The organism is Kocuria sabuli (assembly GCF_040981185.1).
GTDB classification, from domain to species: Bacteria; Actinomycetota; Actinomycetes; order Actinomycetales; family Micrococcaceae; genus Kocuria; species Kocuria sabuli.
In genome coordinates, this window is sequence record NZ_JAVHZE010000022.1 from 19,380 (window position 1) to 45,207 (window position 25,828).

At 73.9% G+C, this 25,828-nt stretch carries 32 protein-coding genes and 1 pseudogene; 14 read left to right on the plus strand and 19 right to left on the minus strand.

The window, feature by feature from the left end; genetic code table 11:
- Positions 1-117: 117 nt before the first annotated feature.
- Entirely contained in the window at positions 118-1,569 is a 1,452-nt protein-coding gene (locus tag RE027_RS15915) for a glyceraldehyde-3-phosphate dehydrogenase (protein WP_368809256.1), read from the plus strand.
- 92 nt (positions 1,570-1,661) lie between these two features.
- Here the strand turns inward: RE027_RS15915 and RE027_RS15920 are convergent, their stop codons facing one another.
- The 4 genes from RE027_RS15920 to fdhD are packed head-to-tail and all read right to left on the minus strand — an operon-like array spanning position 1,662 to position 5,815.
- Positions 1,662-2,975: a M18 family aminopeptidase gene (locus tag RE027_RS15920; protein WP_368809257.1), complete on the minus strand. Its 1,314-nt coding sequence runs from the start codon at positions 2,973-2,975 to the stop codon at positions 1,662-1,664.
- A gap of 9 nt (positions 2,976-2,984) precedes the next feature.
- Positions 2,985-4,118 carry a CPBP family intramembrane glutamic endopeptidase gene (locus RE027_RS15925; RefSeq protein WP_368809258.1) on the minus strand — a complete coding sequence of 378 codons (1,134 nt, stop codon included), beginning with the start codon at positions 4,116-4,118 and terminating at the stop codon, positions 2,985-2,987.
- Between the two features lie 57 nt (positions 4,119-4,175).
- Positions 4,176-4,910 (minus strand): glutamine amidotransferase, encoded by a 735-nt coding sequence (locus tag RE027_RS15930; RefSeq protein WP_368809259.1) that lies wholly within the window; start codon positions 4,908-4,910, stop codon positions 4,176-4,178.
- Complete coding sequence (gene fdhD / locus RE027_RS15935) at positions 4,907-5,815, minus strand: formate dehydrogenase accessory sulfurtransferase FdhD (protein WP_368809260.1); 909 nt, start codon at positions 5,813-5,815, stop codon at positions 4,907-4,909. The genes RE027_RS15930 and fdhD overlap by 4 nt, the downstream gene beginning before the upstream one ends.
- Before the next feature lie 278 nt (positions 5,816-6,093).
- Here fdhD and RE027_RS15940 point away from each other — a divergent pair, with 278 nt between their 5' ends.
- Together RE027_RS15940 and RE027_RS15945 are read left to right on the plus strand one after the other, a co-directional pair.
- Positions 6,094-6,390 carry a hypothetical protein gene (locus RE027_RS15940; protein WP_368809261.1) on the plus strand — a complete coding sequence of 99 codons (297 nt, stop codon included), beginning with the start codon at positions 6,094-6,096 and terminating at the stop codon, positions 6,388-6,390.
- Positions 6,391-6,494: 104 nt separating this feature from the next.
- Positions 6,495-7,244, plus strand: a complete 750-nt coding sequence (locus RE027_RS15945) for a PIG-L deacetylase family protein (RefSeq protein WP_368809262.1) — start codon at positions 6,495-6,497, stop codon at positions 7,242-7,244.
- Between the two features lie 31 nt (positions 7,245-7,275).
- Here the strand turns inward: RE027_RS15945 and RE027_RS15950 are convergent, their stop codons facing one another.
- From RE027_RS15950 to RE027_RS15965, 4 genes are all read right to left on the minus strand, one after another.
- Positions 7,276-8,499, minus strand: a complete 1,224-nt coding sequence (locus RE027_RS15950) for an MFS transporter (protein WP_368809263.1) — start codon at positions 8,497-8,499, stop codon at positions 7,276-7,278.
- Positions 8,492-9,781, minus strand: a complete 1,290-nt coding sequence (locus RE027_RS15955) for a glycosyltransferase 87 family protein (protein WP_368809264.1) — start codon at positions 9,779-9,781, stop codon at positions 8,492-8,494. Before RE027_RS15955 ends, RE027_RS15950 begins: the two co-directional genes overlap by 8 nt.
- A gap of 430 nt (positions 9,782-10,211) precedes the next feature.
- Positions 10,212-10,457, minus strand: coding sequence for a hypothetical protein (locus RE027_RS15960; protein ID WP_368809265.1), 246 nt, complete (start codon positions 10,455-10,457; stop codon positions 10,212-10,214).
- Positions 10,458-10,489: 32 nt separating this feature from the next.
- Entirely contained in the window at positions 10,490-11,086 is a 597-nt protein-coding gene (locus RE027_RS15965) for a hypothetical protein (protein WP_368809266.1), read from the minus strand.
- A gap of 171 nt (positions 11,087-11,257) precedes the next feature.
- On the opposite strand from RE027_RS15965, the gene RE027_RS15970 reads away from it, so the two are divergent.
- Positions 11,258-11,773, plus strand: a complete 516-nt coding sequence (locus RE027_RS15970; protein WP_368809267.1) for a hypothetical protein — start codon at positions 11,258-11,260, stop codon at positions 11,771-11,773.
- 410 nt (positions 11,774-12,183) lie between these two features.
- Here RE027_RS15970 and RE027_RS15975 read toward each other — a convergent pair whose 3' ends face one another.
- Both RE027_RS15975 and RE027_RS15980 read right to left on the minus strand, forming a co-directional pair.
- Positions 12,184-12,378 carry a hypothetical protein gene (locus RE027_RS15975; protein WP_368809268.1) on the minus strand — a complete coding sequence of 65 codons (195 nt, stop codon included), beginning with the start codon at positions 12,376-12,378 and terminating at the stop codon, positions 12,184-12,186.
- 28 nt (positions 12,379-12,406) lie between these two features.
- Positions 12,407-12,601: a hypothetical protein gene (locus RE027_RS15980; protein ID WP_368809269.1), complete on the minus strand. Its 195-nt coding sequence runs from the start codon at positions 12,599-12,601 to the stop codon at positions 12,407-12,409.
- Positions 12,602-12,960: 359 nt separating this feature from the next.
- Here RE027_RS15980 and RE027_RS15985 point away from each other — a divergent pair, with 359 nt between their 5' ends.
- The 4 genes from RE027_RS15985 (at position 12,961) to RE027_RS16000 (ending at position 15,183) form a co-directional block, all read left to right on the plus strand.
- Complete coding sequence (locus tag RE027_RS15985; protein ID WP_368809270.1) at positions 12,961-13,368, plus strand: hypothetical protein; 408 nt, start codon at positions 12,961-12,963, stop codon at positions 13,366-13,368.
- Between the two features lie 195 nt (positions 13,369-13,563).
- Complete coding sequence (locus tag RE027_RS15990; protein ID WP_368809271.1) at positions 13,564-13,728, plus strand: hypothetical protein; 165 nt, start codon at positions 13,564-13,566, stop codon at positions 13,726-13,728.
- 171 nt (positions 13,729-13,899) lie between these two features.
- Complete coding sequence (locus RE027_RS15995; protein WP_368809272.1) at positions 13,900-14,424, plus strand: hypothetical protein; 525 nt, start codon at positions 13,900-13,902, stop codon at positions 14,422-14,424.
- Between the two features lie 189 nt (positions 14,425-14,613).
- On the plus strand, positions 14,614-15,183 hold the full coding sequence (locus tag RE027_RS16000) for a dihydrofolate reductase family protein (RefSeq protein ID WP_368809273.1): 570 nt from the start codon (positions 14,614-14,616) through the stop codon (positions 15,181-15,183).
- Between the two features lie 101 nt (positions 15,184-15,284).
- Here the strand turns inward: RE027_RS16000 and RE027_RS16005 are convergent, their stop codons facing one another.
- Positions 15,285-16,082, minus strand: a complete 798-nt coding sequence (locus RE027_RS16005) for an SDR family oxidoreductase (RefSeq protein ID WP_368809274.1) — start codon at positions 16,080-16,082, stop codon at positions 15,285-15,287.
- 181 nt (positions 16,083-16,263) lie between these two features.
- Between RE027_RS16005 and RE027_RS16010 the strand changes: the two genes are divergently transcribed.
- The gene (locus RE027_RS16010) at positions 16,264-16,935 is read left to right on the plus strand and encodes a hypothetical protein (RefSeq protein WP_368809275.1); all 672 of its coding nucleotides are present in this window, start codon (positions 16,264-16,266) and stop codon (positions 16,933-16,935) included.
- 35 nt (positions 16,936-16,970) lie between these two features.
- Here the strand turns inward: RE027_RS16010 and RE027_RS16015 are convergent, their stop codons facing one another.
- Positions 16,971-17,900: an NADP-dependent oxidoreductase gene (locus tag RE027_RS16015; protein ID WP_368809276.1), complete on the minus strand. Its 930-nt coding sequence runs from the start codon at positions 17,898-17,900 to the stop codon at positions 16,971-16,973.
- A gap of 161 nt (positions 17,901-18,061) precedes the next feature.
- Between RE027_RS16015 and RE027_RS16020 the strand changes: the two genes are divergently transcribed.
- The gene (locus RE027_RS16020; RefSeq protein WP_368809277.1) at positions 18,062-18,535 is read left to right on the plus strand and encodes a VOC family protein; all 474 of its coding nucleotides are present in this window, start codon (positions 18,062-18,064) and stop codon (positions 18,533-18,535) included.
- A gap of 73 nt (positions 18,536-18,608) precedes the next feature.
- On the opposite strand, the gene RE027_RS16025 is transcribed toward RE027_RS16020, so the two are convergent.
- From RE027_RS16025 to moaC, 5 genes are all read right to left on the minus strand, one after another.
- Positions 18,609-19,067 carry an SRPBCC family protein gene (locus tag RE027_RS16025; RefSeq protein ID WP_368809278.1) on the minus strand — a complete coding sequence of 153 codons (459 nt, stop codon included), beginning with the start codon at positions 19,065-19,067 and terminating at the stop codon, positions 18,609-18,611.
- A 111-nt stretch (positions 19,068-19,178) separates the two neighbouring features.
- Complete coding sequence (gene moeB, locus RE027_RS16030; RefSeq protein ID WP_368809279.1) at positions 19,179-20,369, minus strand: molybdopterin-synthase adenylyltransferase MoeB; 1,191 nt, start codon at positions 20,367-20,369, stop codon at positions 19,179-19,181.
- Positions 20,370-20,374: 5 nt separating this feature from the next.
- Positions 20,375-20,827 (minus strand): molybdenum cofactor biosynthesis protein MoaE, encoded by a 453-nt coding sequence (locus RE027_RS16035; protein ID WP_368809280.1) that lies wholly within the window; start codon positions 20,825-20,827, stop codon positions 20,375-20,377.
- Entirely contained in the window at positions 20,824-21,387 is a 564-nt protein-coding gene (locus RE027_RS16040; protein ID WP_368809281.1) for a MogA/MoaB family molybdenum cofactor biosynthesis protein, read from the minus strand. The genes RE027_RS16035 and RE027_RS16040 overlap by 4 nt, the downstream gene beginning before the upstream one ends.
- Entirely contained in the window at positions 21,384-21,881 is a 498-nt protein-coding gene (gene moaC, locus RE027_RS16045) for a cyclic pyranopterin monophosphate synthase MoaC (RefSeq protein ID WP_368809282.1), read from the minus strand. Before moaC ends, RE027_RS16040 begins: the two co-directional genes overlap by 4 nt.
- A gap of 208 nt (positions 21,882-22,089) precedes the next feature.
- Here moaC and RE027_RS16050 point away from each other — a divergent pair, with 208 nt between their 5' ends.
- Both RE027_RS16050 and RE027_RS16055 read left to right on the plus strand, forming a co-directional pair.
- Positions 22,090-22,557, plus strand: coding sequence for a pyridoxamine 5'-phosphate oxidase family protein (locus RE027_RS16050; RefSeq protein ID WP_368809283.1), 468 nt, complete (start codon positions 22,090-22,092; stop codon positions 22,555-22,557).
- A 47-nt stretch (positions 22,558-22,604) separates the two neighbouring features.
- Positions 22,605-23,447, plus strand: a complete 843-nt coding sequence (locus RE027_RS16055; protein ID WP_368809284.1) for an alpha/beta fold hydrolase — start codon at positions 22,605-22,607, stop codon at positions 23,445-23,447.
- 4 nt (positions 23,448-23,451) lie between these two features.
- Here RE027_RS16055 and RE027_RS16060 read toward each other — a convergent pair whose 3' ends face one another.
- Together RE027_RS16060 and RE027_RS16065 are read right to left on the minus strand one after the other, a co-directional pair.
- On the minus strand, positions 23,452-23,835 hold the full coding sequence (locus RE027_RS16060; protein WP_368809285.1) for a hypothetical protein: 384 nt from the start codon (positions 23,833-23,835) through the stop codon (positions 23,452-23,454).
- Between the two features lie 79 nt (positions 23,836-23,914).
- Positions 23,915-25,147 carry a molybdopterin molybdotransferase MoeA gene (locus RE027_RS16065; RefSeq protein WP_368809286.1) on the minus strand — a complete coding sequence of 411 codons (1,233 nt, stop codon included), beginning with the start codon at positions 25,145-25,147 and terminating at the stop codon, positions 23,915-23,917.
- A 92-nt stretch (positions 25,148-25,239) separates the two neighbouring features.
- Here RE027_RS16065 and RE027_RS16070 point away from each other — a divergent pair, with 92 nt between their 5' ends.
- The gene (locus tag RE027_RS16070) at positions 25,240-25,569 is read left to right on the plus strand and encodes a biopolymer transporter Tol (protein ID WP_368809287.1); all 330 of its coding nucleotides are present in this window, start codon (positions 25,240-25,242) and stop codon (positions 25,567-25,569) included.
- A gap of 109 nt (positions 25,570-25,678) precedes the next feature.
- Positions 25,679-25,828, plus strand: a pseudogene (locus RE027_RS16075) (GTP 3',8-cyclase MoaA); the annotation flags it as partial.

The following is a 25,828-nucleotide window of genomic DNA, read 5'->3' on the forward strand; positions in this document are numbered from 1 at the left end:
TAGAATGGAGCGCGGCACCCTGCGCGAACCGCAGCGGCGCGCACCTGATCGCGCAACGAGGCGCGGCACGTCACGGCCGGATACGATGACGTCCCCGGCCGAGGAAGAGAGTCACTGTTGAGCACTCCCGAAAGCTGGTCCGACCGCGAGGCCCTCGCCGAGCTCATGGTTCCCCTGGTGGGCCGCCTGCACCGCGAGAACAAGGTCGTGCCGACGGTCTACGGTCGCTCCCTGGTGCACAAGTCCGTCACCCAGATCGTCAAGGCGCACCGCTTCGCCCGCCGCATCGACGGCCGGGAGCTGCCCCTCGAGGACACGACCCGCCTGCTCGAGGCCATGTCCGGGCTGAACCTCGGGACCTGCGCGGTGGACCTCGGCAAGCTCAACCGGCTCGCCCAGGACTCGGACCAGGACCTCGGGACGTTCCTGCGCGAGGAGCTCGCCCCGGTCGTGGACCGCAAGGCGCAGAACTTCCCGGAGACCCAGGACGTGGTCCTCTACGGGTTCGGCCGCATCGGCCGCCTGCTCGCCCGCATCCTGATCAACCGCAACGACGGCACCGGCCTGAACCTGCGCGCCGTCGTGGTGCGCAGGAAGCCGGGCAACGACCTGGTCAAGCGCGCCTCGCTGCTGCGCCGCGACTCGGTGCACGGGAAGTTCGACGGGACGATCCACGTCGACGAGGAGAACAACGTCATCACCGCCAACGGCGTGGCGATCAAGTTCATCTACGCGAACGACCCCTCGGAGATCGACTACACCGAGCACGGCATCGACAACGCGATCGTCGTGGACAACACGGGAGTCTGGCGTGACGAGGCGGGACTGTCCAAGCACCTGCAGTCCAAGGGCGTGGCCAAGGTCCTGCTCACGGCACCCGGCAAGGGCGAGCTGAAGAACATCGTGTGCGGCGTCAACGACGACGTCATCACCCCCGAGGACACCATCCTCTCCGCCGCGTCCTGCACCACCAACGCGATCACCCCGGTGGTGAAGGTGCTCAACGACAAGTACGGCATCAAGCAGGGCCACGTCGAGACGGTGCACTCCTACACCAACGACCAGAACCTCATCGACAACTGGCACAAGGGCGACCGCCGCGGCCGCTCCGCCGCCCTCAACATGGTCATCACCGAGACCGGCGCCGCGAAGGCCGTGGCCAAGGCCCTGCCGGAGATGGCCGGGAAGCTGACCGGCAACGCCATCCGCGTCCCCACCCCGGACGTGTCCATGGCGATCCTCAACCTCCAGCTCGAGGACGCCCCCGAGTCCGAGGACGCGGTCAACCAGTACCTGAAGGACATCTCGCTGAACTCGTCCCTGCGCAAGCAGATCGACTACACAGACTCCCCGGAGGTCGTGTCCACCGACTTCGTCGGCTCCCGCCGCGCGGGCATCGTGGACGGCCTGGCGACGATCGTCAACGGCAGCTCGCTGGTGCTCTACGTCTGGTACGACAACGAGTTCGGCTACTCCTGCCAGGTGGTGCGCGTGCTCGCCCGGATGGCCGACATCGCCATGCCCCAGTTCCCGGCCGAGCGGGTCGCCGTGGGCGCGCTGTCCAGCTGATCCGCTCCTGAGCGCCTCCCGGCACCGGGGGCCGTGCCCGCCCGGGCACGGCCCCCGGTGCGTTCCCGGGCACCGCCCCCGGGAGGTGCGCCTCAGGCCGTATAGAAGGCCCCGGCGGCGGCGGCGAACGCCGCGACGTCGTCCACGTGGCACAGCTCCCGGGCCGAGTGCATGGACAGCAGGCCGATGCCGACGTCGATCGTGCGGATGCCGAGCCGGGCGGCCGTGATGGGGCCGATCGTGGACCCGCACGGCACCCGGTTGTTGGAGACGAACTCCTGGTAGCCGACCCCGGCCCGCTCGCAGGCCTCGGCCCAGATCCCGGCCCCCACGGCGTCCGTGGCGTAGCGCTGGTCGGCGTTGATCTTCAGCAGCGGCCCGGCGCCCGGCACGGGCCGGTTCACCGGGTCGTGGTGGCCCTGGTAGTTGGGGTGCACGAGGTGCCCGGCGTCGGCGGACAGGCACACGGACCCGGCCAGGGCGCGGCGGTGCTCGGCGTCCGTGCGGCCCAGGGCCTCGTCGACGCGCACGAGCACGTCCTCGAGGAACGGACCGGCGGCGCCGGAACGGGTGCCGGAGCCGATCTCCTCGTGGTCGAACGCGGCGAGAACCGCGATGTGCCGGCCCGCCTCGAGGGTCTCGGCCTCCCGGAGCAGGGCGCTCAGCCCGGCGTGCACAGAGGACAGGTTGTCCAGCCGCCCGGAGGCGAAGAGGCTCCCGCGGTGCCCGAACACGGCAGGCGGCTGGGCGTCCGCCAGCACGATGTCGTAGCCGAGGATCCGCGCCGGGTCCACGGGCCCGCCCTCGGCGTGCTCGGCCAGCAGCGCGAGGACGTCGGCGTCCTCCGGCTCCCCCGCGCCCCACACCGGCTGGACGTGCTGCTGCCGGTCGAGCTGCAGCCCCTTGTTGGCCTCGCGGTCCAGGTGGACGGCCAGCTGGGGGATCCGCGCCACCGGCCCGGTCGCGGTGAGGCGTTCGACGGGCGCGCCGTCGCCGCCGCGGAGCACGAGCCGTCCGGCCAGTCGCAGCTCGCGGTCCAGCCACGAGTTCAGCAGCGGCCCTCCGTAGACCTCGACGCCCGCCTGGTACCAGGTGTGGGCCGTGCTGGTGGGTCGGGGCTTGAGCTTGAAGCCCGGGGAGTCGGTGTGCGCGCCGAGGATCCGGAAGCCCGCCGCCGGAGGGACCCGCGCGGGCGCCACCCAGGCGATCAGGGCCCCGTCGCGGAGCACGTAGCGCCGCCCGCGCACACCGGTGCCGGCCCAGTCCCGGACCTCGTCGAGGCGGGTGAAACCGGCCTCCTCCAGCCGTGCGGCCGCGGCGTGCGCCGCGTGGTAGGAGCTCGGCGACTCCAGCACGTAGCGGCCGAGGTCCTCGACGGCGGACAGGGCGGCGGGGCGGGATTCCATGCCGCCAGTCTACGGAAGGCGCTGCGGGGCGGGCCCGGACGCGCGGCCGGCCCAGTGGCCGGGGCAGGCGGGCGGGCCGGGGCACACCCAGCCCTCGGGGCCGGGCACGGGAGCGGCCCACATCGGGCCGCCGGGACCGACCGCGGGAGCCGCCCATTCCTGTCCACCGGGCACGGCCGGGAGCGGCGGGCGCACGGTCCGCGTCACGGCCACGCCGCGCCTGCCGGCGATGCGGACGGCGAGCCACGCGAAGACGAGCTGCATGGCCGCCGAGAGCGCGAGGGCCACCCACGTGGACTCCTGGGCGTCCGGGTCGGCCAGGCCGAAGGCCCCGAACAGCGTGGCCACCACGTTGTTGACCACGTGCAGCGCGATCGCGGCCTCGAGCCCTCCCGTGCGCCAGGTCAGCCAGCCGGCGACGACGGCCATGAAGGCCACGGCCAGCAGACCCCAGGCGTCGTACAGGTGACCGAACGTGAACAGGGGCACCGGCAGCAGGATGGCGAACACGGGCCGGCGCAGCCAGCGCCCGACGCTCTGGAGCAGGTAGCCCCGGAAGACGAGCTCCTCCGCCGCGGACTGCAGCGGCACCACCAGCACGATCATCGCCATCAGCCACCAGAAGCCGTCCACGGGCTGCGGCGGCGGCAGCGTCCCGAGCGCCGCGAGCTCCAGCAGGAGCGCGGCCGCGTGGCCGAGCGCGTAGATCCCCAGGGCCACGAGCAGGCACCGGGCCAGGAAGTCCCAGCGCAGCCGCCCGGTCACCGACAGCAGCAGTCCGATCGGACGGGGACCCGTGATCGCCCGGGCCGCCAGGAGGGCGGGGATCATGAGGACCAGGGAGAAGAACAGCATGAAGAAGATCGCCGGGTCCATGATCTCCAGGGCCGTGGCGTCCAGGACGATCTCGTCCATGGCCTCCTCGCCGCGCACGGCCATGAGGCCCACGGCCCACACGATGCCGAAGACGATCGCCAGCACCAGGTAGAAGGCGCCGAAGAGCAGCAGCTCCACGAGGGGCTTCCACCACCGGTGCTCGGGATCGGCGTGGGCCAGGCGGTGGTACGGCAGGACGCGAGCAGACGGCTCCGGGCGGTGGTGGTCCAGGGGGCCCGGGCCCCACGGGGCGGTGCGGATGGTCATGCCCCCACGCTATCGGCCCCCGCGGACACACCGCGGTCCGGGAGGGCCCGACGCGGCTCAGCGGGCGTAGCGGTCCACGAACGCCGCGAGGATCTTCTCCGGCTCGGTCACGGACGGACCCCGGCAGATCCGCTCCTTGACCTCCTCGGCCGCGCCCGCCGGGAAGTAGCCGTGCTCCTTGTACGCCTCGATCCGGTGCACCAGTGCCGTGGCGTCCAGCTCGGGGTGGAACTGGGTGGCGTAGAGGTTCTGCTTGATCCGGAACATCTGGACCGGGCACCCGGTGCCGGTGGCGAGCAGGACCGCGGCGGGCGCCAGCGTGCGTGTGCCCTCCTTGTGCCCCACGAACCCGTGGAACACCGGCGGGAAGTCCCGCAGCAGGGGGTCCTGCCGGCCCTCCTCGGTGAGGCTCACCTCCACGACCCCGATCTCCTCGCCGTACGTGCGGTCCACCACCGCCCCCTGGTGGGTGCCGAGGGTCCCGACCCCGTAGCAGGCGCCCAGGAAGGGGAAGTCACGGGCGACGACCTCGTCGAGCAGCTCCCGCATCTCGGACTCGGCCCGCCGCTGCACCCCGGACTTCAGCTCCGGCGGGTCGGAGGAGTTGAACGGGGACCCCCCGATGATCACCCCGGAGTAGCGCTCGAGGTCGATCGGCGGCATGGGCCCGGCCTCCAGGCGGACCCGGTGCAGCATGCCCTCCTGCAGACCGCTGAAGCGGCAGATCGTCTCGTACTCCTCGTCCGCGACGTCGTCCTGGGCACGGGTGGCGAGCAGCAGGAAGGGCTTCATGGCTCCATCGTAGCCAGCGGGGGGACGCCCTCCGGACCCCCTCGGACGGCCAGGCGCTCCCGGTGGGCGTAGGCGTTGACCGAGGTCCCGCGGCTGAACCCGAGCAGCGTGAGGCCTGCCTCCTCGGCGAGGTCGACCGCGAGCGCGGAGGGCGCCGAGACCGCCGCGAGCGCCGGGACGCCGGCCATGTACGCCTTCTGCACGAGCTCGAAGGAGGCGCGTCCCGAGACCTGCAGGACCGTGCCGCGCAGGGGCAGCAGCCCCTCCCGCAGCGCCCAGCCCACGACCTTGTCCACGGCGTTGTGCCGGCCGACGTCCTCGCGCAGGCACAGCAGCTCCGGCTCGGCGGGGGCGCCGCCGGTGCCCGCGCCGGGCTCGGGCCAGCGGAAGAGCCCGGCGGCGTGGACACCCCCGGTCGTGGAGAACAGCTTCTGCCCGGCGCGCAGCCGGTCCGGCAGGGCGAGCAGCCCGGGCACGGGGAGACGGACCGGGTCCCCGGCGGGGTCGAAGGAGGAGACCTTGGTGACCGCCTCGATGGACGCCGTGCCGCAGACCCCGCACGACGACGACGTGTAGACGTGCCGCTCCATGGAGGTGTCGGGGAGGGCGACCCCCGGCGCGAGCCGCACCTCGACGACGTTGTAGGTGCGCTGCCCGTCGGGGCCGATGCCGCTGCGGTAGTCCATCTGCACGATCTCGGACGGCGCGCGGACCACGCCCTCGGAGACGAGGAACCCGGCCACGAGGTCGAAGTCGTTGCCGGGGGTGCGCATGGTGACGGTGAAGGGGGCGCCGTTGAGCCGGATCTCCAGGGGCTCCTCGCCGGCGAGGGTGTCCGCGCGGCCGGTCTCCTCGCCGTCGACCGTGTACCGGTGCACCCGGCGCCGCTGGGATGCTCGAGTCATGGGGGTCCTCCGCTCCGGGGCTCTCCCGGCGGGAGCCCTCCCCCGGCATCCTAGGCCGCTATCCGGACCCGCCGGAGCGGGGACACTACCGATCAGTAACGTCGGGTGAAGTGGGGACAGGTCATTTCTGTTCAGATTCATAGACTTTTGTCTAGAGTTGACGTGTCGACGGGGAATCCGGCAGCGCTGCCGGTCCGCTCCGCCCCGGCGATGCACTGCGGTCCCGTCCGCCGGGGCGCTTTTACCTTCTTCTCCCCCGTCCCCTTCCGGAGGCTCCGATGACGCATCCCGCCAGACTCGCGGCCGCAGGCCGCGCCCTCGCGGCCGCCGGGGTCTCCCTCCTGGCCCTGCTGCTGCTCGTCAGCGGTCCGGGCGCGGCCGCCCGGTGGCCCGGCGCGGCTCCGCTCGAGGTGCGGGCCGCCGGCGGCGCCCCCGTCCTGCCCCGGCCCAGGACCGAGCCCCGCGGAGCCACCATGCGCAGGTTCCGCCATGCCGCGGCCTACGTGCTCGGAGTCCTCGCCGTGCTCGCCACCGTCGTCCTCTCGACCCCTGGTGCGGGCGCCGGCGCGGCGTAGGTCGGCCAGGAGCCGTTCGCCGTGTCCGCACCGGCCACGGGAGCAGAGCGGCGTGCGGACCGAGGCATTGCCCCGACCGCCCGCCGCCACCCATCATGGGTGACATGGTGGAGAAACAGCTCAGGCACGTCGACGAGAACTGGCAGCGCGCCCTGGTGGTGGTCGCCCACCCGGACGACATGGAGTTCGGCGCCGCCGCGGCCGTGGCCCGGTGGACCGGGCAGGGCAAGGACGTGGTCTACTGCCTGGTGACCAGCGGGGAGGCCGGGATCGACGGCCTGGCTCCCGAGCAGGCCGGACCGCTGCGGGAGGACGAGCAGCGGGAGTCCTGCCGGGTCGTGGGCGTGGAGCAGGTCGAGTTCCTGCGCCTGCCGGACGGGGTCCTGGAGTACGGCGTGGCGCTGCGGCGCCGGATCGCGGAGGTCGTCCGCCGGCACCGCCCGGACGTGGTGATCACCAACAACTTCCGGGAGACCTGGGACGGTGCCACGAACCTGAACCAGGCGGACCACATCGCGGTGGGCCGCGCCACCCTGGACGCCGCGCGGGACGCCGGCAACCGGTGGGTCTTCCCGGAGCAGGTCCAGGACGGGCTGGCGCCGTGGCCGGACGTGGTGGCGGTGTGGGCGGCGGCCTCGCCGGACGCCCGGCACGCCGTGGACGTCACGGACGCGTTCGACGCCGGCGTGGCGTCCCTGCGCGCGCACCAGGCGTACCTGGACGGCCTGGGCTGGGCCGACTTCGACCCGGACGCCTTCCTGCGGGGCAACGCGGAGGCCGTGGGCGAGCGGGCCGGGGTGCCGCTCGCGAGCTCCTTCGAGGTGTTCCCCCTGCAGTGGGGCGGCACGGACTAGTGACGGCTCCCCCGGCCGGACGGGCACCGGGTCAGGCCGGATCCGGGTCCCGCAGCACCACGAGCACCAGGAGCACGGCGAGGATCACGAGCGCCGCCACGAACGCGACCGCCCCGGACCAGCCGGTGGCCGTGTAGAACACGCCGCCGGCCGTGCCGAGCACGGAGGAGCCCCCGTAGTAGAAGAGGGTGTAGAGGGACGACGCCTGTGCCTTGCCGGTGGTCGAGCGCACCGGCACCCACCCAGACGCCACCGCGTGCGCGCCGAAGAAGCCCCCGGTGAACAGCAGCAGCCCCGCCACGATCACGGGGATCGACGGGACGAGGGTGGCGAGCAGCCCCGCGAGCATCACCAGCCCGCTGCTGACGAGCACCACCCGGCGGCCGCGGGCGGCCGCGATCCGCCCGGCCGTGCTCGAGGACCACGTGCCGGAGAGGTAGGCGAGGAACAGGAGGCTCACCGCGGTCTGGGAGACGCCGAACGGCTCCTGGCCGAGGTGGAAGCCCAGGTAGTTGTAGATCGCCACGAACCCGCCCATGAGCAGGAAGCCCTGCAGGTAGAGCACCAGCAGACCCCGGTCCGCCAGGTTGGCGCCCAGCCGGCCCAGCAGCCCGGACGGCCCCGTGAGCCGGACGGTTTGGCGCACGAACCCGCGCTGGCGCGGGGCGACGAGGACGAACACCACGGCGGCGAGCGCCGCGAGGACGCTCACGGTGATCGTGCCGGTCCGCCAGCCGAACGCGTCGCCCACGGGGGCGGCGATGATGCGCCCGGCCAGCCCGCCCAGGCTCGTGCCCGCCACGTAGGTGCCGGCGGCCACGGCGGCGTGCCGGCGGTCGAGCTCCTCCGCGAGATAGGCCATGGCCACGGCGGGGATCCCGCCCAGGGCGGCCCCCTCCACGAAGCGCAGCGCCACCACGGCCTCGAAGCTCGGAGCGAGGGGCATCACGAGCCCGAGGGCCGTGGCGGCCACGACCGCCATCACCATGGTCCGCAGTCGGCCCCAGCGGTCGGAGACCACGGACCACGGGAGGACGCCCACCGCCAGCCCGAAGGTGGCGGCGGAGACGCCCAGGGACGCCTGTGCGGCGTCGATCCCGAGCTCGGCCGCCATCAGGGGCAGGACGCCCTGCACGGAGTAGATCTGGGCGAAGGTCGCGACCCCGGCGCACAGCAGGGCGAACAGGACACGGCGGTACCCCCGGCTGCCGCGGTCGTAGCCCGTCCAGGTCCCGGGCGGGACGGACTCAGCCACGGCCGCTGCCGCCGGCCCCCCGGGCCCCGGACCGGAGCCCGGTCACCGTCCACAGGGCCAGCAGCAGGAACAGCGCCAGGTAGGGCAGGGTGGCCACCACGTCGATCGCCGGTTCGGGGGTGCCGAGCGGGCGCAGCCAGGCGTCCCAGCGGATCGGGCCCACGTACAGGCCCACCAGGGCCACCCCGCCCAGCGCCAGGGCGAGCCGGCGCGGGCCGTCCCGGAGGAACGCGGGCCAGGCGTCCACCCACAGCGTGGTCAGCACGAGCCCCCACCACAGGTGGTGGTGGGACCAGGTGACCGGGGACATGTAGAGCATGACGAGGGCGTTGACGGCCACGACCGACAGGATCATCCCCCGGGCGGCGAGGACCCGGATCAGCAGGGCGGCGCCCACGAGCATCGCGAGGATCAGGGCCCAGCGCAGCACGGGCTCGAGCCCGCCGGGGACGCCGAGGTGGAGCAGCACCCCCTGCAGCGAGACGTTGTCGATGTAGGCGGTGTTGCCCACGCGCTCGTCGCTGACCACGGCCTCGGTCCAGAACACGACCGCGTCCCGCGGCAGCAGGAGGAACCCGACCAGCACGGTCGCGGCGAAGGTGAGGCCCATCGTGAGGATCGGCCGGAGCTGCCCGCGCATCAGGAAGACCAGCCCGAAGGCCAGCGGAGTCAGCTTGATCCCCGCGGCCAGCCCGATCCAGAAGCCGCGCGGCACCCGGCCGAGGAAGCTGTCGTCGCGGGTGCGCAGGAGGTCGTAGAGCACGAGGGCGATGATCAGCGCGTTGATCTGGCCCAGGCCCACGTTGCGCATCCACGGCCCCGACCACAGCAGCACCGCGGTGCCGGCGGCCACGGCCGTGGCCGGGTCCAGGCGGCTCTGCAGCGGCAGCGGCCGTCCGCGCTCTGCCGCGTAGCGCAGGAGCACCGCCGAGAGGCCGGCCGCGAAGCCGATGGTGGCCAGCACCAGGGCGAGCTCGGTGAGCCACGCGGGCAGGTAGGCCAGCGGCACGAACAGCAGGGCCGCGAACGGCGGGTAGGTGAAGGGCAGCCCCCCGTCGTCGTCCAGGCTCAGACCGGGTCCGTAGAGCTCGTCGTCGAACCCGTGCCGGTCGACCACGGCCATGCCGCCGAGCCGGTAGACGTCCAGGTCGATGCTGCCATCGAGGGCCAGCCAGACGGACCGCACCAGCACGGTCGCCAGCAGCAGCCACGCCAGGACGGTCAGCGGCACCGGGCGCCGGGGGCGGGCAGCGACTGCGGTGGAGGTGGAGGGTACGCTCACCAGGTCCTCAGTTCTCGTGCGGGAGGTCGGTTCTCGAAGGGGTGGACGGGGCGGGGTGCCGCCGGGGACGCCGACCGTGTCCGGGCCCCTGACCTCGCGGATCCGTGCCACGGAGTCCCCGTCCCGTCGGTCTCGCGGACCGCCTGGCCCCTCCGGGCCACGGCGTCCGCGGTGATCCCGGAGCGGGTGGAGCCGGCGTCGAGGATCAGCACTCCGCTTCGACTCCCGCACGCCCGGAGGGAGGTTCCGCACGGCGGCCTCGGATCTCCCCTCCTGGTCCTCACCCCGTCCTTGCGCACGAGCAAGCCCCCGCCGGCGCGTTCGGCGGGGGCTTCACAGTGCTCGGTGCAGGACATGGGGTCAGCCTATCCGGGGCGGGACGTCACCTCGCTCCCCCGGTGCGCGCGACGAGCGCTCAGCGGACGAGTGCTCAGCGGGTGACGAGGCGGTAGGACCTGTCCACGGCCCGCAGCTCGTCGGCCTGCCGTTCCGTCGAGACGTAGATCGGGTCCTCGCCCATCAGCCACAGGCTCACCGGCACCGTGCGGTACGGAGACCGCTCGCGCAGGGCGCGCAGCGTGCGGACATCCACCCCGAGGGCCGAGGCGGCGCGCCGCAGGGCGTCGCCTCCTGGGTCGGCGCCCGTCTGCCTGTCCCCGGATGCAGTCGTGCTCACGGTGACGCACCTCCTCAGTGGGTCTCGTAGCGTCATTGTCCTCTCCTCTCCTGGGTGCCGTCTACGTCCGGATCCGCCCAGGAGGCGCGGGGCGGCGGGGAGACGGTCGGGTCGCTCAGGGCGATCTCCTGCACGAGGTCCGCGTACCGCTCGGCGACGACGGCGTCGAACATCGTGAAGTCCTCGGTGGGAGCCATCCTGCTGACCAGCAGCTCGTCGATCGCCTTGTTCCCGAACCGCCGGCGAGTGTGGGCCCTGCCCTCGGAGGCGGCGTCGAGAGCCCATTCGGCGCGCTTCCACCACTGGTCCGCGCGGTAGACGCGGTAGGCCACGTAGGCGATCGCCAGCGGCAGCAGCATCGCCCAGGGGATCACCCGCTCCAGCACGTGGTCGTACACCACCCAGGCGCGGTCCACGAGGTCGCGGAACCACCCCATCCACCCGACGCCGAGGCCGAGCAGGTACGAGGCGATGAGGAGAACGATCGTCACGGCCGCGGCGCGGACCCACCAGCGCAGCGGGACCGACCTGATCCTGCGCCATGCCGTGCCTTCCAGCCGGCTCAGCCGCTGGTCGAGGCGTGCCCAGCCGTTCCTGACCCGCCGCTGCGGCCGAGGGGGCTCTGACATGGGCTACCTCCGGGAGTCGGGTCGTGCACTCGTCGAGCGTACCGGCGGGCCCCGACGGTCTTCGCCGCGGCGCACGGGCCGGTGCGGGCTCGCCTCCCATGTGTGCGGACACGGATCCCGACCGGGCTCGTTACGCTGAGCCCGTAGACGGACCTGTGCGGGGGTGGCGCGGTGAGCACGGAGGGGATCGACGACGCCGGGAGTTCCGGTGCGCCGCGAGAGCGCCGGCCGTTCCGGTGGTGGTGGATCCCGGCGTACTTCGCTGTCTCCCTCTTCCTCGACACGGTGGGCGAGGCGGTGTGGGACCGGGTGGTCGCCATCGGCGGGTACGGCCTGTCCAACGCCGTCGCCGGACTGGTCGCCCTGACGGTCTGCTTCGTGTTCTACGCGCGCACCCGGGCCAGACATCGGAAGCTCGAGGACGAGGGCGATCCGGAGCCGCTGCCGATGACCACCGACTACGTGACCACGGCGATGCCGACGGTGGTGCTGTCCTGGATGGCCGGGCTGGTGGCCTGGGCGGTGACGGTGATGCTGCTCGTCCTCCTCGGACCGTCCTCGGCCTGGGTGCTCGGACCGGTCGTCGGGACGGCGTTCATGGTGGGAGCCCGGATGGAGTCCTCGCACGCCAAGGTGATGGAAGCCCGCCGCAGGATGCCGCCGGCGCCGGCCACACCTCCTACCTGATCGGTGACACCGGCATCCTCGCCTCCGGCGACGCGGTGGTCACCGGCCACCTGACCTCCCGCCACGTCGGGGCCCCGCAGCTGCTCGCCGACCCGCTCCGCCACGACCTGTCCGGGGCCTCGCTGACCGCGGTCCAGCTCCTTCCCGAGGCCGAGTGCGACGTCCTCGCCCGGGCCCGGCCGGGCGTGGCGCCGCCGAGCCCATGCTTGTGCACAGAAGTGGGGCTCCCCGGACCGCACCCCCGTGCATAGGCTGACTCGTGTCGGCGAGCCGCTGCGAGCGGCCCGACAGCGCGAGGCCCGTCGGGGGGCGTGGTCTCGCCGCACGGAGCGCCCCTGTCAGGCGCTCGTTGCCCGTGGCGGCCCTGATTCCTAGCGGGGCCGCCACGGAGCCACCTGCAGCTCCGGCGCTCAGTCCCCGGACATCAGGAGACCGCCGGCGGCCAGGAACAGCGCGGCCGAGACGAGGAACATCCCGGCAGCAGCACGACGGTCCCGGCCCTTCGGCATCGTGCCCTTGCCCTCGACCAGACCCCGCGCCAGCAAGGCCAGACCGACGAACAGGAACCCGAGGGCAACCAGGTGGATCTTCAGCGACGTCGGCAACGGCGGCCCTCCTCTCGATGAGTGCTGATCAGCCTGCGCCCGCACCGACCACGATCGCGGCAGCGGTCAGCACCAGCGAGGCGCTGGTCAGCACGACGGCGATCCGCCGGTCCCGGCTGGTCCGGTCCTCGCCGCGGGTCTCCACCCACCAGCGGAGGATGAACAGGAACCCGGCGAGCAGCAGCGAACAGCCGGCCAGCCGGAGGATCTCGTCGGCCGGCATCAGCGGGACCCGCCGCCGGCCTCGGTCGCTCCTGTCTCAGCCGTGCCGCCAGCGTAGCGACCGTGATCGGTCCGCCGGGTGGGCCCGCCGCTCGTCGCGGTGTTCATCGTGGAGCGTCGGAGTCCAGGACGGTGATCGTGGCGACGGCCTCCTCGGGTTCCGGGGTGGGAACGGGGTGCTCCTCGAGGTCGGGCCGACTGGTTCGGCCACCATGCGTGCGGACCCATCACCGTCACGCTCGCCACCAGCCGTGCCGCCGGACCGTGCCGGGGCGCATAGGATCGAAGCAGGTGCCTGCCCGTGCGCCCACGCGCTCGAATCCCAGCCCATGCTCGATCCCCCGACGACCGGAGAGACCTGTGCGCCGAGCTGCTACCACCCTGTTGACCCTCTCCGCCCTGGCGCTGACCGGCTGCGGGCCCGCCACCGACGACATCCAGGCGATGGTGGACGGACCCGCCGAGAGCTACGACGACGCCGTGGCGCTGCGCGAGGCCGTCGTCGATGCCGGCGTGGAGTGCCCGGGCACCGACCAGCTGCCCGCACCCGATGATCCGGAGACCACCTTCCTCGACTGCACCAACGGCCTCATGGGAATGGCAGTCGCCGGATCCGAAGAGAGCATGGAGGGGCTTCTGAGCACCCTCGCCGATCGAGGGAGGATCCCCTTCCTGCACGCGGGCAACTGGGTCGTCCTCTCGCAGGACGTGGCTCAACTGCAGCAGCTCCAGGACGAGCTCGGCGGGGAGATCAGCACGAACCCCTGACACTGCACGGCTCCGGCGAGCGTCCGCACACATGGGCACCAGAGCGAGACGCGGCGCCGCTCGACGGCACCCCGGGTCGCTGACGCCCCTGTGGCGGTGGGTCGCCGGCCGGATCACGGCCCTGGAGGACGAGGGCGTCCCTTCGACCCGGAGGCCCCTGCCCCACACCACCGGCCGTCCTGGGCCCGCTACGGCGTGGAGTTCCGCCGCGGCACCCCGGGCGAGGTCGTGACCCTGCTGGACGGATTCGTCTCCTACCTCGGCGACGTCATCACCGCCGGCGCCCCGGACCGGGACGCCGAGCGGCTCGAACGGTGGGTCACCGACTGGCTCACCGCTCGGATTCCCGAGCTGGGCTGAGCCTCTCGAGGCCGCAGCACCCCGGGTGCGCTGCGGTCTTCCCGCGCCAGCCCGCCTACCGTGGTGCCATGGACCCCGTCTCGATGGCCGCCGGCGCGAACCCGGTCATCCCCCGCACGTGGCCGGCCGTCGGCCGGAGCCGTGTGCTCGGCCGACAGGAGCGTGGATGACATGACGGCCGGACGGAACGACGACGCCAGCACGACAGCCGACCAGCCCGGTCCACGCCGCACGGGACCCCTCTACTGGGTGCTGCGGGTCCTGGTGCGCCTGGTGCCGATCGTCGTCGCCATGCGGGTGAGCTTCGAGGTGATGCTGCGCAACGACTGGTTCCTCTGGAACCCGCATCTCGGGCCCGGGCTGATCGCCATGCTGATCGCCTTCGTGCCTGCCGGCATCTGGGCGGTTGCCGACGGCTACCGCCTGGTGCCCACGGGACAGGTCGTTGGTCTGTGGGCGGTCGTGGGAGCCGCGGTGGTGTTCGTGCACCACCTGTTCGTCGGCGTGTTCGGCTTCTTCCAAGGCATGCCCCTGACCGCAATGGAGATCGTGCGGTGGGCCGAGGCGGCCCTGGGGATCGCGGGAATGCACGCCGCACCCGCCGCCGTGCTCACGCTGCTGGGCGCGGCCCTGTACCGCTTCCGGAACACGCGGGCGACCCGCAACTCCACCAGCCCTGCCGAGAGCGGTGCGTAGCGTGAGCGCAATGGACGACCACGCGCGTGCCGCATCCGCCGGGGGTTCCCCGGCCGATGCGGTCCCGGACGAGCTGGAGCCACACTTCGTCCAGCAGGCATGGGCGCATCGGCTGCGGCGTAGCCTGGAAACGGGTGACCCCGAGGGGATCGTGGTCGGGACGCGCACCCCCTGATCTGAGGAGGGTCCATGGGACGGGTGATCGTGGAGCAGATCGTCAGCGCCGATGGATACACCGTCCGCCCCGACGGGGACATCTCCTGGTTCGTGGACTCGGACTTCTCCGAGACCGAGGACGACCAGCTCCGGATGCTCGCGCAGGTGGAGGCGATCCTGCTCGGCGCCACCACCTACCGCATGTTCGCCGCCTACTGGCCCGGCGCCGATGGGACCACCGAGCGGATCGCGGGGCCGATCAACACGCTGCCCAAGCACGTCGTCTCCGCCACTCTCGACGAGGCACCCTGGGGCACGTTCGCGCCGGCGATCGTGGAACGCGGCGACGGAGCTCAGGCCGTGGCCGAGCTGAGCCGGCGATACAGCGGCGACCTGGTGCTGTGGGGCAGCCTGACGCTGGCGGACGCCTTGTTCGCGGCCGGACTCGTCGACGTCCTGCGTCTGCGGGTCGTCCCGGTGCTCATCGGGACCGGGCGCCCGTTGGCACCGACCGTTCCCGGCGACACGAGGTTGGAGCTGCGCTCCAGTCTCGCGTTCCCCCATGGCCACGTGCGCACCGAGTATCTCCTCGCTCGCGGCTGATCCTCCGTCCGGTGCGAGCTCACTCCCCTGCCGGGGAGCCCCCGGCAGCCGCCGGCCTCACGCACCCCGGTCCGCGTCGGCAGCGTCGTGCCCTCTGCCGTCTAGCCCTGGCGCCAGTCGTCGCTCCTCAGGTGGGAGCCGGCCTGCGGGCCCATCTGCACCATGCCGCCGTCGACCACCCAGGAGGCGCCGGTGACGTAGGCGGAGGCCGGGGAGGCGAGGAACGCGATGACCGAGGCGACCTCGCGGGCGTCCCCGGGCCGGCCCAGCGGCACGCCGGGGCGGTGGGTGCCTTGGGGATCCTCGTCCTCCTGCCCCGTCATGGGGGTCGCGATCTCCCCCGGGGCCACCGCGTTCGCGGTGATCGCGTGCTCTCCCAGCTCCAGCGCCATGGTCTTCACGAGCCCGCCCAGGCCGTGCTTGGCGGCGTCGTAGGCGCTCGAGCCGACCCGCGGCAGGTGCTCGTGGACGCTCGTGACCGCGATCAGCCGGCCGCCGCGCCCGGCGGCCACCATGTGCCGGGCCGCCGCCTGGAGGCACAGGAACGCCCCGTCCAGGTCGGTGGCCAGGACCGTGCGCCAGGTCTCCAGCGAGGTCTCGAGGAACGGGACGTTCGCCCCGGTCCCGGAGTTGTTCACGAACACGTCCACCCCGCCGAGCTGCGCCACCATGGCGTCGACGACGCCGGCGCAGCCCTGCAGGTCCGTGGCGTCCAGCCGCGCGACCACCGCGCGGCGGTCGTGGGAGCGGACCTCGTCCGCGGTGCGCTCGGCGCCGGATTCGTCCTCGTGCCAGGTGATGCCGACGTCCGTGCCGGCCGCCGCGAGGGCGACGGCGGTCGCGCGCCCGATTCCGGAGTCCGAGCCGGTCACGATGGCGGTGCGAGGGGTGAACTCCATGGTCGTGCCTTCCCGCCCACCTCGGGCGGGCTGCTCTCGAGGTGCTGCTGGAACCATCAACCTACTCCGGTCACCGGCACCGGGGCCGCTCCGTGACGGGTCCGGTACCGGCCCATTGCGGAGCACGGGTGTTCGGAGGAAGATATTAAGCACACTGATGATCCGATGTGAGGAGAGCACCATGGTGCACCAGGAACCGACAGGATCGTCCGCTCCCGAGGGCTCCGGACGCAGCACCCCGGACCGTTCAGGAGCCACCACTCCGCGAGGGCGCCGGCACGACGTGGTGGCCGCGGAGAAGCAGGAGTACGGGGGCGTGAAGTTCGGCTGCGCGTTCTTCGGCTGGATGACCGCCACCGGCATCGCCGTGCTGCTCACCGCGCTCCTGACCGCGATCGGGGCGGGCGTCGGAGTGGCCACCAGCACCGACCCGCAGGAGATCGCGGACCAGGTCGGCCAGAACGCCGGCACCGTGGGGATCGTCAGCGGGATCGTCCTCGCCCTGATCCTGTTCATCGCCTACTTCGCGGGCGGCTACGTGGCAGGCCGGATGGCCCGGTTCGACGGCGCCAAGCAGGGCGTGGCCGTGTGGGTCTGGGCCGTCGTCATCGCGATCGTGCTGGCCGTCCTGGGCGCGGTGGCGGGCGAGCAGTTCAACGTGCTGCGCGAGCTCAACAGCTTCCCCCGGATCCCCCTCAACGAGGGCGCGCTGACGACCGGGGGCATCATCGCCCTCGTCGTCGCCGTGCTGGTCCCGCTGATCGCCGCGATCCTCGGCGGACTGACCGGGATGCGCTTCCACCGCAAGGTGGACCAGGCCGGGGTCGACCACCAGTACCGGTCCGGGCTCTGAGGTCCCGCCGGGGGCACGCAGAGGCCCCGGCGGCGTCAGAACTGCAGGACCAGCCGCCCCCGGACACCGCCGGCCTCGAGCCGGCGGTGGGCCTCGGCGGCCTCCGCGGCCGGCAGGAGGTCGGCCACGCGCAGGGTCAGCACCCCGTCCTCCACGTACCGGCGCAGGAGCTCGAGCTTGTCCCCGGAGTGGTACTCGTCGTAGACGCCGATCCGGTGCACGGTGATGCCCCGGCCCGCGTCCCCGGTCCACCCCCGCACGGTCGCGAACCCGCCGCCGTCCCGCACCGCCGGAGCCGCCTTCTCGTCGAGCACGGCCGCGTCCACGACGGCGTCGACCCCGTCGGGGAAGAACTCCCGGATCCGCTCCGCCACGTCGTCGCCGCGGGCCACCACGTGGTCGGCGCCCAGGCTCTCCACGAGCTCCAGGTCCTGGTCCGCGGCGTCCGCGACCACGGTGAGCCCCTGGTGCTTGGCCAGCTCCACCACGTAGTTGCCGAGAGTGCCGGCGGCCCCGGTGACGGCGAGGGTCTGCTCGGGCTGGAGGTCCAGCGCCTCGAGGATCTGCAGGGCCGTGAGCCCGTTCATGGGCAGGGTGGAGGCCGTGGCGAAGTCCGCGTTCGCCGGGAGGCGGGCGATCGAGTCGTCCGGGGCGACCAGCAGCTGCGCGTAGGCGCCCCCGTGCTCGCCGCGGGGCAGGGCGATGGCCATCACCGCGTCCCCCACCTGCCAGACGCTGCCCTCGCCGACCTCGTCGACGGTCCCGGCCGCGTCCATCCCCGGCACGTGCGGTGGGCGGCGCCCGTCCAGGGTCTGGCCCCCGGCGCGCAGGACGGTGTCCGTGGGGCTCACGGCCGCCGCCCGCACCCGGATCCGCACCTCCCCGGGACCCGGATGCGGATCCGGCACCTCGTGGACGGCGAGGGCCTCGGGCCCTCCGAACGACTCGACTCCGATGACGAACATGCCCGTTCCAACGGTGCGGGCCCCGATCCCATTCCGGCACCGCCCCGATGCCGTCCCGTTCCCGTCCCGACATGCGGGCCGATCCGCTGTCACAGCGTTGCGTGTGCACCGGCCGGGGACCATCCTGGGGACGGGCTCTGCCGCAGCACGGAGGAGACATCATGACCACGACCGAATTCGTCATCCTTCCCGTCACGGACCCGGACCGGACGAGGCGCTTCTACGAGCGTCTCGGCTGGGAGCTGCGCCCCTCGTGCGGGGACGGGTGCGGCACGGTGCTGGTCCGCGGCGCGGAGCACGTCATGGTGCTCAGCGAGGACCGCCACCTGTACACGGTGGGCCCCGGGGTGCCGGGCACTCCCGTCGACGCCTCCGTCGTCGCCGCGATCGACGTCGGCTCTCCCGTCGAGGTCGACGCCGTCGTCGACCGGGCGGTCCGCGCCGGCGCGACCGAGGGCGACGTCCAGGACTACGGCTTCCTGCGCTCGCGCAGCTTCCGGGACCCGGACGGGCACCTCTGGGAGGTGCTCTGGGTGGACCCCGGCACCGGCGCCCGGCCGCACGGCCCGGCCGCGGCGGTGGGCGACCGGGCCCCGGCCGCGCCGGAGCCGCCAGTCCGCCGTCGACCGCGCTGAGCGCACGCGCGCCGGCGCCCGGCCACTCGAGGTGGGCGGGCGCCGGCGCGCGGGTACGAGGGTGCTCAGCCGCTCACTTCTCGGAGACGGCCGCGGCGAGCCGCTCGAGGGAGTGCTCCAGAGCCCCTTCCTCGAAGAGGGGGAAGGACACGGCCTGCTTGGCCTCGGGGGTCGCGTGCTCCCAGGAGTAGGTCTCGGTGACCAGGGTGGAGCCGGGGCCCTGGGGCGCCAGCTCCCAGATCCACTCCCAGCCCTCGAGCTCCGCGCCCTGCGGCTTCGGCCGCCAGGCCAGGAGCTTGTTCTCGTCGAAGCCGGAGACGGTGTTCTCCATGACGTAGTCGCCGCCCATGTGCTCGCCGTTCATGTTCATCACGAACACCTGGCCGACCTTCTGGATCCGCTGGTCGTCGCCGGAGACGACCGTGCCGGAGCCGTCGATCTGCCGGTGGCGGGAGGGGAGGCTGAGGACGTCGAAGATGGCGTCGGCGGGGGCGTCGATGACGCGGCTGGCGGAGATGCTGTTCTCGGACATGCGGAAATCCTTTCGTCAGGACGGTACGGCCCCACCGTAGGCAGGTGCGGGGGTGGACCCGCCAGCGCTGTCCGCTCCCCGCGAAGCCCGGTACGGACCGGCCCGGCTCGCTCAGTAGGGCTGCTGGGCGGGGTCGACCTGCTCGATCCACGCCAGGACCCCGCCCTCCAGGTGCGCGGCGTCGGTGTGCCCGGCCGCCCGCAGCAGCCGGAGGGCCCGTTCGGAGCGCGCCCCGGCCTTGCAGTGCAGCAGCACGCGGCGGGCCGGGTCGATCCCCGCCCACGCCTCACCGGACTCGAACTCGCCCAGGGGGACCAGCCGCGCGCCGGGAATGGCCGCGAGCCGGGCCTCGTAGGGCTCGCGCACGTCCAGGAGCTCGAACTCCGCCTCGCCGCGCTCGCGGGCGGCGAGCAGCTCCGCCAGCTGCGGCGCCGTCACCGTGGGCACCTCCTCGGCCGTCGCCTCCCCGGCCGGACCGGCCGGGACGGGCACCGCGCAGGCGGGGGCCCCGGCGTCGTCCCGCAGCGAGGTCACCGGCGGGCGTCCCGGCGTGGGCGCCAGCGGGATCTCCCACCAGCGGGCGGAGAGGGCGTCGTAGGTGGCCACGCGGCCGAGCATCGTGGTGCCCACGCCCGTGACCAGCTTGACGGCCTCGACGGCCATGGCGGTCCCCAGCAGCCCCGGCAGGACGCCGAGCACCCCCGCCTCGGCGCAGTTGGGCACCGAGCCGGGCGCCGGCGGCACCGGGTAGAGGTCACGGTAGGTGGGTCCGTGCGCGCCCCAGAACACCGAGTACTGGCCGTCGAAGCGCAGGATCGAACCCCACACGTGCGGAACGCCGGCGAGCTCGCAGGCGTCGGAGACGAGGTAGCGGGTCTCGAAGTTGTCCGTGCCGTCCAGCACGAGGTCGTAGCCGGCCAGGACCTCCGGCGCGGTCGCGGCCGTGAGCCGCTCGCGGTGCTCGACCACGCGCACCAGCGGGTTGAGGTCGGCGATCCGGGCGGCGGCCGAGCGCGTCTTGGGCGTGCCCAGTGCGGCCTCCCCGTGGATCACCTGGCGCTGGAGGTTGGACGAGTCCACCACGTCGTCGTCGGCGATCCCGAGGGTCCCGACGCCCGCGGCGGCGAGGTAGAGCAGGGCCGGGGAGCCGAGCCCGCCCGCGCCCACGCACAGCACCCGGGCGTTCTTCAGCCGCAGCTGGCCCTCCTCGCCGATCTCGGGGACGGTCAGGTGGCGGGCGTAGCGGCGCAGCTCGGCGTCGGTGAGTGTCGCCGCGGGCTCGACGAGCGGAGGCAGGTCCATGGCGCTCAGGCGTCCAGCCCGACCCACTCGGTGGAGCCGTCGGCGAACAGCTGCTCCTTCCAGATGGGCACCTCGGTCTTGATCCGGTCCACGAGCGCGTCGCACGCGGCGAACGCGAGCTTGCGGTGGGCGGCGCCGACGGCGGCCTCCAGCGCGGAGTCCCCGATCCCCAGGTGCCCGACCCGGTGGGCGGCCCAGATCCGCACGCCCGGGAACTCGTCGGCGACCGAGCGGGCGACCTGCTCGATCGCCGCACCGGCACCGGGGTGGCAGGTGTAGTCGAGGCTCGTGACGGACCGGCCGCCGTCGTGGTCGCGGATCACGCCGCTGAAGGAGACCACGGCGCCGGTGCGCTCGTCCTGCACGGCGGTGACCGCCTGCCCGTGGTCCAGCGCCTCGTCGGTCACGAACGCGGCGACGACGGCGGTCTGTGCCTGGATCGGTCCGGGACTGCTCATCGGTCGGTCTCCTCGTGCTTCTCGTGCGGATCGGGGCCGTGGTGCCGGGGACCGTGCTGGGGACCGTCGTGGCCGCGGTCGCGGTGGCCCTCCAGCTGGTCGCAGACGTGGTCGAGCAGCGGCTCGAGCACCTTCAACCCGTCCCAGACCCCGCCGGTGGAGCCCGGGAGGTTGACGACGAAGGTGTGCCCGCTGACGCCGGCGTGCCCGCGGCTGAGCACGGCCAGGGGCGTGGTCCTGCGGCCCTCCGCCCACAGTGCCTCCATGATGCCGGGGAGTTCGCGGTCGAGGAAGGGACGGGTGACCTCCGGGGTCAGGTCGTCGGGGGCCAGGCCGGTCCCGCCGCTGGTCACCACGACGCTGGGCCGGTCCTCCGGCGCCCGCGCCACGAGCAGCCGCTCGAGCTGGGCGCGGACGTCCTCGCCGTCGGCCACCACGAAAGGGCCCTCCACGGTGAAGCCGTGGGAGCCGAACCAGTCCGCGGCGATCCGCCCGCTCCGGTCCCGGTAGACGCCTGCGGCCGCCCGGGTGGAGGCGACGATGACGGCTGCGGTCCTCATGCGCCGTCCCCGTCGTCGCGGACCCAGTCCCCCGACTTCCCGCCGGACTTCCCGAGCACCTTGATCCCGCCGATCTCGGCGAGCTTGTCGACGGCCTTGATCATGTCGTACAGAGTCAGCGCGGCCACCGACGCCGCGGTGAGGGCCTCCATCTCCACGCCGGTCACCCCCCGGGTGCGCACGGTCGCGGTGATCCGCACCCCGTCCGCCAGCCGCTCGAAGTCCACGACGACCTTGCTGATCGGCAGCGGGTGGCACAGCGGGACCAGCTCGGAGGTCCGCTTCGCCGCCATGATCCCGGCCACCCGGGCCACCGGCAGGGCGTCGCCCTTGGGCAGGTCCGCGGCGAAGACCTGCCCGACGACGTCGGGGCGGGTGCGCAGCGTCGCCGTGGCCGTGGCCTCCCGGGTCGTGACGGCCTTCTCCGAGACGTCCACCATGTGCGCGGACCCGTCGGCCCGCACGTGGGTGAGGCCCTGCTGCTGCTCGGTCATGTCGGTTCGGTCCCCTCGGATCTGCCGGTCGGTGCGTCCCACCATTCTGGCCCAGATCGTTCCGGCCCGGATTCCGGCCCGCGCCGGGTCAGGAGCCGGGTCCGGTCCGCCCGCGTCATGCCCTGGATCCGGGCCGGTGGCGGTGCTAGCTTGGCCGCACGCCCGCCCGGCGCCGCCGATGCCGCAGACCCACCCCGAGGAGCACAGGATGACGGACGAGCACACCACAGAGGTCGAGAACCTGCCGGTGAACAGCTGCTGGGAGCTGCTGCACGAGGCCGGAGTGGGGCGCCTCGCCGTGTGGGTCGAGGACCACCCGGACATCTTCCCGGTCAACTTCGTCGTGGACCACGGGAGCCTCGTCTTCCGCTCCGCGGAGGGGACGAAGGTCTCGGCCGCCCTCTCCGACGTCCCGGTGGCCCTCGAGATCGACGGGTACGACGCCGCCGACGGCACCGCGTGGAGCGTGGTGACCAGGGGCCGCGCCGAGCGCATCCGGTCGATCGAGGGCCTGATGGACACCGTGGACCTGCCGCTCTTCCCGTGGCAGGCGGGGCCCAAGGGCATCTTCGTCCGGATCGTCCCGGAGCTCGTGACCGGACGCCGGTTCCCCGCCGCGGACCCGGAGGTCTGGCGCACGCCCCTGTCCGGCGTCCGGCGGGCCTCCGAGGAGTGATCCGTCCGCTCCGGCCCGCGCGGGAGAGCCCCGGATACCCTGGACGGATGGACCGACCGACCCGCTGCCCCTCCGGCGGCCTGCTGCTCGACGTCCGCGACGAGGGACCCTCGCACGGCGCCCCCGTGCTCCTGCTGCACGGCTTCCCCCAGGACCGCACGTGCTGGGACCGGGTCACGCCCGTGCTGCACGACGCCGGCCTGCGCACGCTCGCGCCGGACCAGCGGGGCTACTCCCCCGGTGCGCGGCCGACGGGCCGGGGGGCCTACCGGCTGGAGCTGCTCGTCGAGGACGCCGTGGCGGTGCTCGACGCCGCCGGGCTGGAGCGCGCGCACGTGGTCGGCCACGACTGGGGCGGGATCGTGGCGTGGGCCCTCGCGGCGCACCGGCCCGAACGGGCGGCGTCCCTCACCGTGGCCTCGGTGCCCCATCCGCGGGCGCTGGCGCGCTCCCTCGTCCGCTCGGGGCAGGGGCTGCGCTCCGCCTACGTGGGCGCCTTCCAGCTGCCCCGGGCCCCCGAGGCGCTGCTGCGCCCGCGGCTCGGCGAGCTCCTGCACCGTTCGGGCCTGCCCGCCGCGGAGGCCGCTCGCTACGCCGCCCGGATGGAGGAGCCGGGTGCGCTGACCGGGGCCCTGAACTGGTACCGTGCCCTGCCGCTGTCCCGGCTGCGCACGGGAGCGGTCGACGTCCCGACCACCTACGCGTGGGGCAACCGGGACCTCGCCCTGGGCCGGCGGGCCGCGGAGCTGACGGCCGAGCACGTGCGCGGCCCCTACCGGTTCGTGGAGCTGGACGCCGGGCACTGGCTGCCGGAGACGCGCCCGGAGCTCCTGGCACGCCTCGTCGTGGAGCGCGCCGGGGCTCCCGGCGGGACGGCGGGGCGCGGGTAGCCGCTCAGTGCCCGGCGGACCCCTCGCCGGGGGACGCCTCGCGCCCGCGCCGCGGGGTCCCCGCGATCCGCAGCGCGGCCTCGACGGCCACGAGGGCGAACGCGGTGTAGTAGACCCACACCGAGGGATACAGCTCCGGGACGGTGCCGCCGCGGCCCACCAGGCTGAGCACGAACAGGAGCGCGCCGGCCACGAGCAGGACGAGGTGCGTGGTGCCGAAGGCCCCCTCCGTGCCGCGCCGGGCGAGGAAGAGCGCCAGGACGGCGAAGAAGATGGGGAAGAGCATCTGGCCCACCACCGTGATCGCGTTCTGGTGGTACTCGTAGCGGCCGAGCGCCTGGAGCACGGCGGTGGCGGCGAGGAGCAGGGGCGCGGGCAGGGACTTCATGGGGGCCTGTTCTGTTGCGGTCGTCCGGGCGGGGGCGCAGGCCAGTCTAGCCAGCAGCGCGGACGGCTCCCGCGCCGGCTCAGTCCAGGGAGAGCGTCTCCACGGGAGTGCCCGCCGGCAGCTCGGCGTCGCCGGGCGGCAGCAGGACGAGGGCGTCGGCGCGGGCCGCGGCGGCCAGCAGGTGGGAGCCGGGCCCGCCCACCATCCGCACCGACGTGCCGTCCCACACGCCCCGGCGCACCTGGGTCCTGCCGGGCAGCGGGCGGACGGCCTCCGCGAGCGGCACGGTGCGGCGCGGGCGCGGGGCCGGGGCGCCGACGACCTCCGTCAGGGCCGGGCGGAGGAACATCTCGAAGGACACGAGCGTGCTCACCGGGTTGCCGGGCAGGCACACGAAGGGCACGCCCTCCGGCCGGGCGAGACCCTGCGGTCCGCCCGGCTGCATCGCCACGTGCACGAACTCCCCCTGAGGCCCCAGCACCTGCCGGATCACCTCGTAGGCGCCCTCGCTGACGCCCCCGGACGAGACGAAGAGGTCGGGCCGCAGCGCGGCGTCCGCGGCCAGCCGCGCGGCGAAGGCCCCGGCGTCGTCGGGGACGAGGTGGGCCGCGAGGACCTCCACGCCCGCCTCCGCCAGCTGGGCGCGCAGGATGGCCGCGTTCGCGTCGAAGATCTGGGCGGGACCGCGGGGGGCGCCGGGGGCCACGACCTCGTCGCCCGTCGTGTAGAGCACGGCCCGGGGCCGCGTCCGCACGGGGAGCGTGGCGCACCCCAGTGCGGCGGCCAGCCCGAGCCGGGCCGGCGTGAGCCGCTGCCCCGCGAACAGCGCCGTGTCGCCCTCGGCCACGTCCTCCCCCGCCCGGCGCACGAACCGGCCGGCCGGCTGGTCGGGCGGGAGCCGGAGCACGGTCCCGGGGGCGGGGAAGCCGCCCGGCCGGGTCTCCTCGACCGGCACCACGGCGTCCGCTCCGGGCGGCAGCGGTGCACCGGTCATGATGGGGGCTGCCTCCCCCGGGCCGAGCGGGTCCGGGACGTGGCCCGCCGGGACGGAGGCTACGACGACGAACGGCACGTGCCCGTCCTCCCCCGGTGCCCGGCGGCTGTCGGCGGCGCGCACCGCGAAGCCGTCCATCTGCGAGTTGTCGAAGGGCTGCAGGCCCAGGGGAGCCACGAGGTCCTCGGCCAGGACCCGGCCGAGCGCGTCCTCCAGGGAGACGGTCTCCGCTCGCGGACGGACCGACCGCAGGGCCTCGGTGACCGCACGGAGGTGCTCGTCGACGCTGCGGACCGGGTGCTGCGCGTGCCTGCTCATGCCCCCAGCGTAGGGGCCCCTGCTGCGGCGTGCTCGACCGCGGACCGCCGCCCCGGACGGATCGTGGGGACGGGGCTGGCAGGATGGGTGCCATGGCACAGCGGGAGGTGGAGCACACGCCGGACGGGCGGTGGATCGTGGTGGACGGCCGGCGGTGGCGCCGGCAGGACCCCGCGCTGCCCGAGGACGTCGCGGCCCGGCTCAGGTCACACCTGGGGCGCGCCCGCGCGGCGGTGCGCACCGTCCGGCGGGAGGGCACGGAGGCGCAGCTGCGCGCCGTGCGGGAGCGGGTGGGCCTGGCCAAGCGGGGCCTGGGCGAGCGCGGCACCCCCTGGTGGGAGCAGACCCCGGAGGAGCGGCAGGCCCGGTGGACGGACGCCCTCGCCCGGCTGGACGAGCTGGATCCGCCCGGGCGCAGTTGACGCCGCGCACGGATCCCGCAGGGTCGGCGTCATGGGGTCCGACTACACTGGGCGGACCACCCGGCGCGCCGGCCCCCGCTGCGCCGGTCGAGACCATCGAGGCGGTGTCATGAGTGTTTCCCTGGGTCTGCCGCGGGTGCGCGGTGCCGGGCCGGGCCCCTCCGGGGCCCCGGCCGGGACCGGGTTGATGGACCGGCACGGGCGCCGGGCCACGGATCTGCGGCTGTCGGTGATCGACAAGTGCAATCTGCGCTGCACC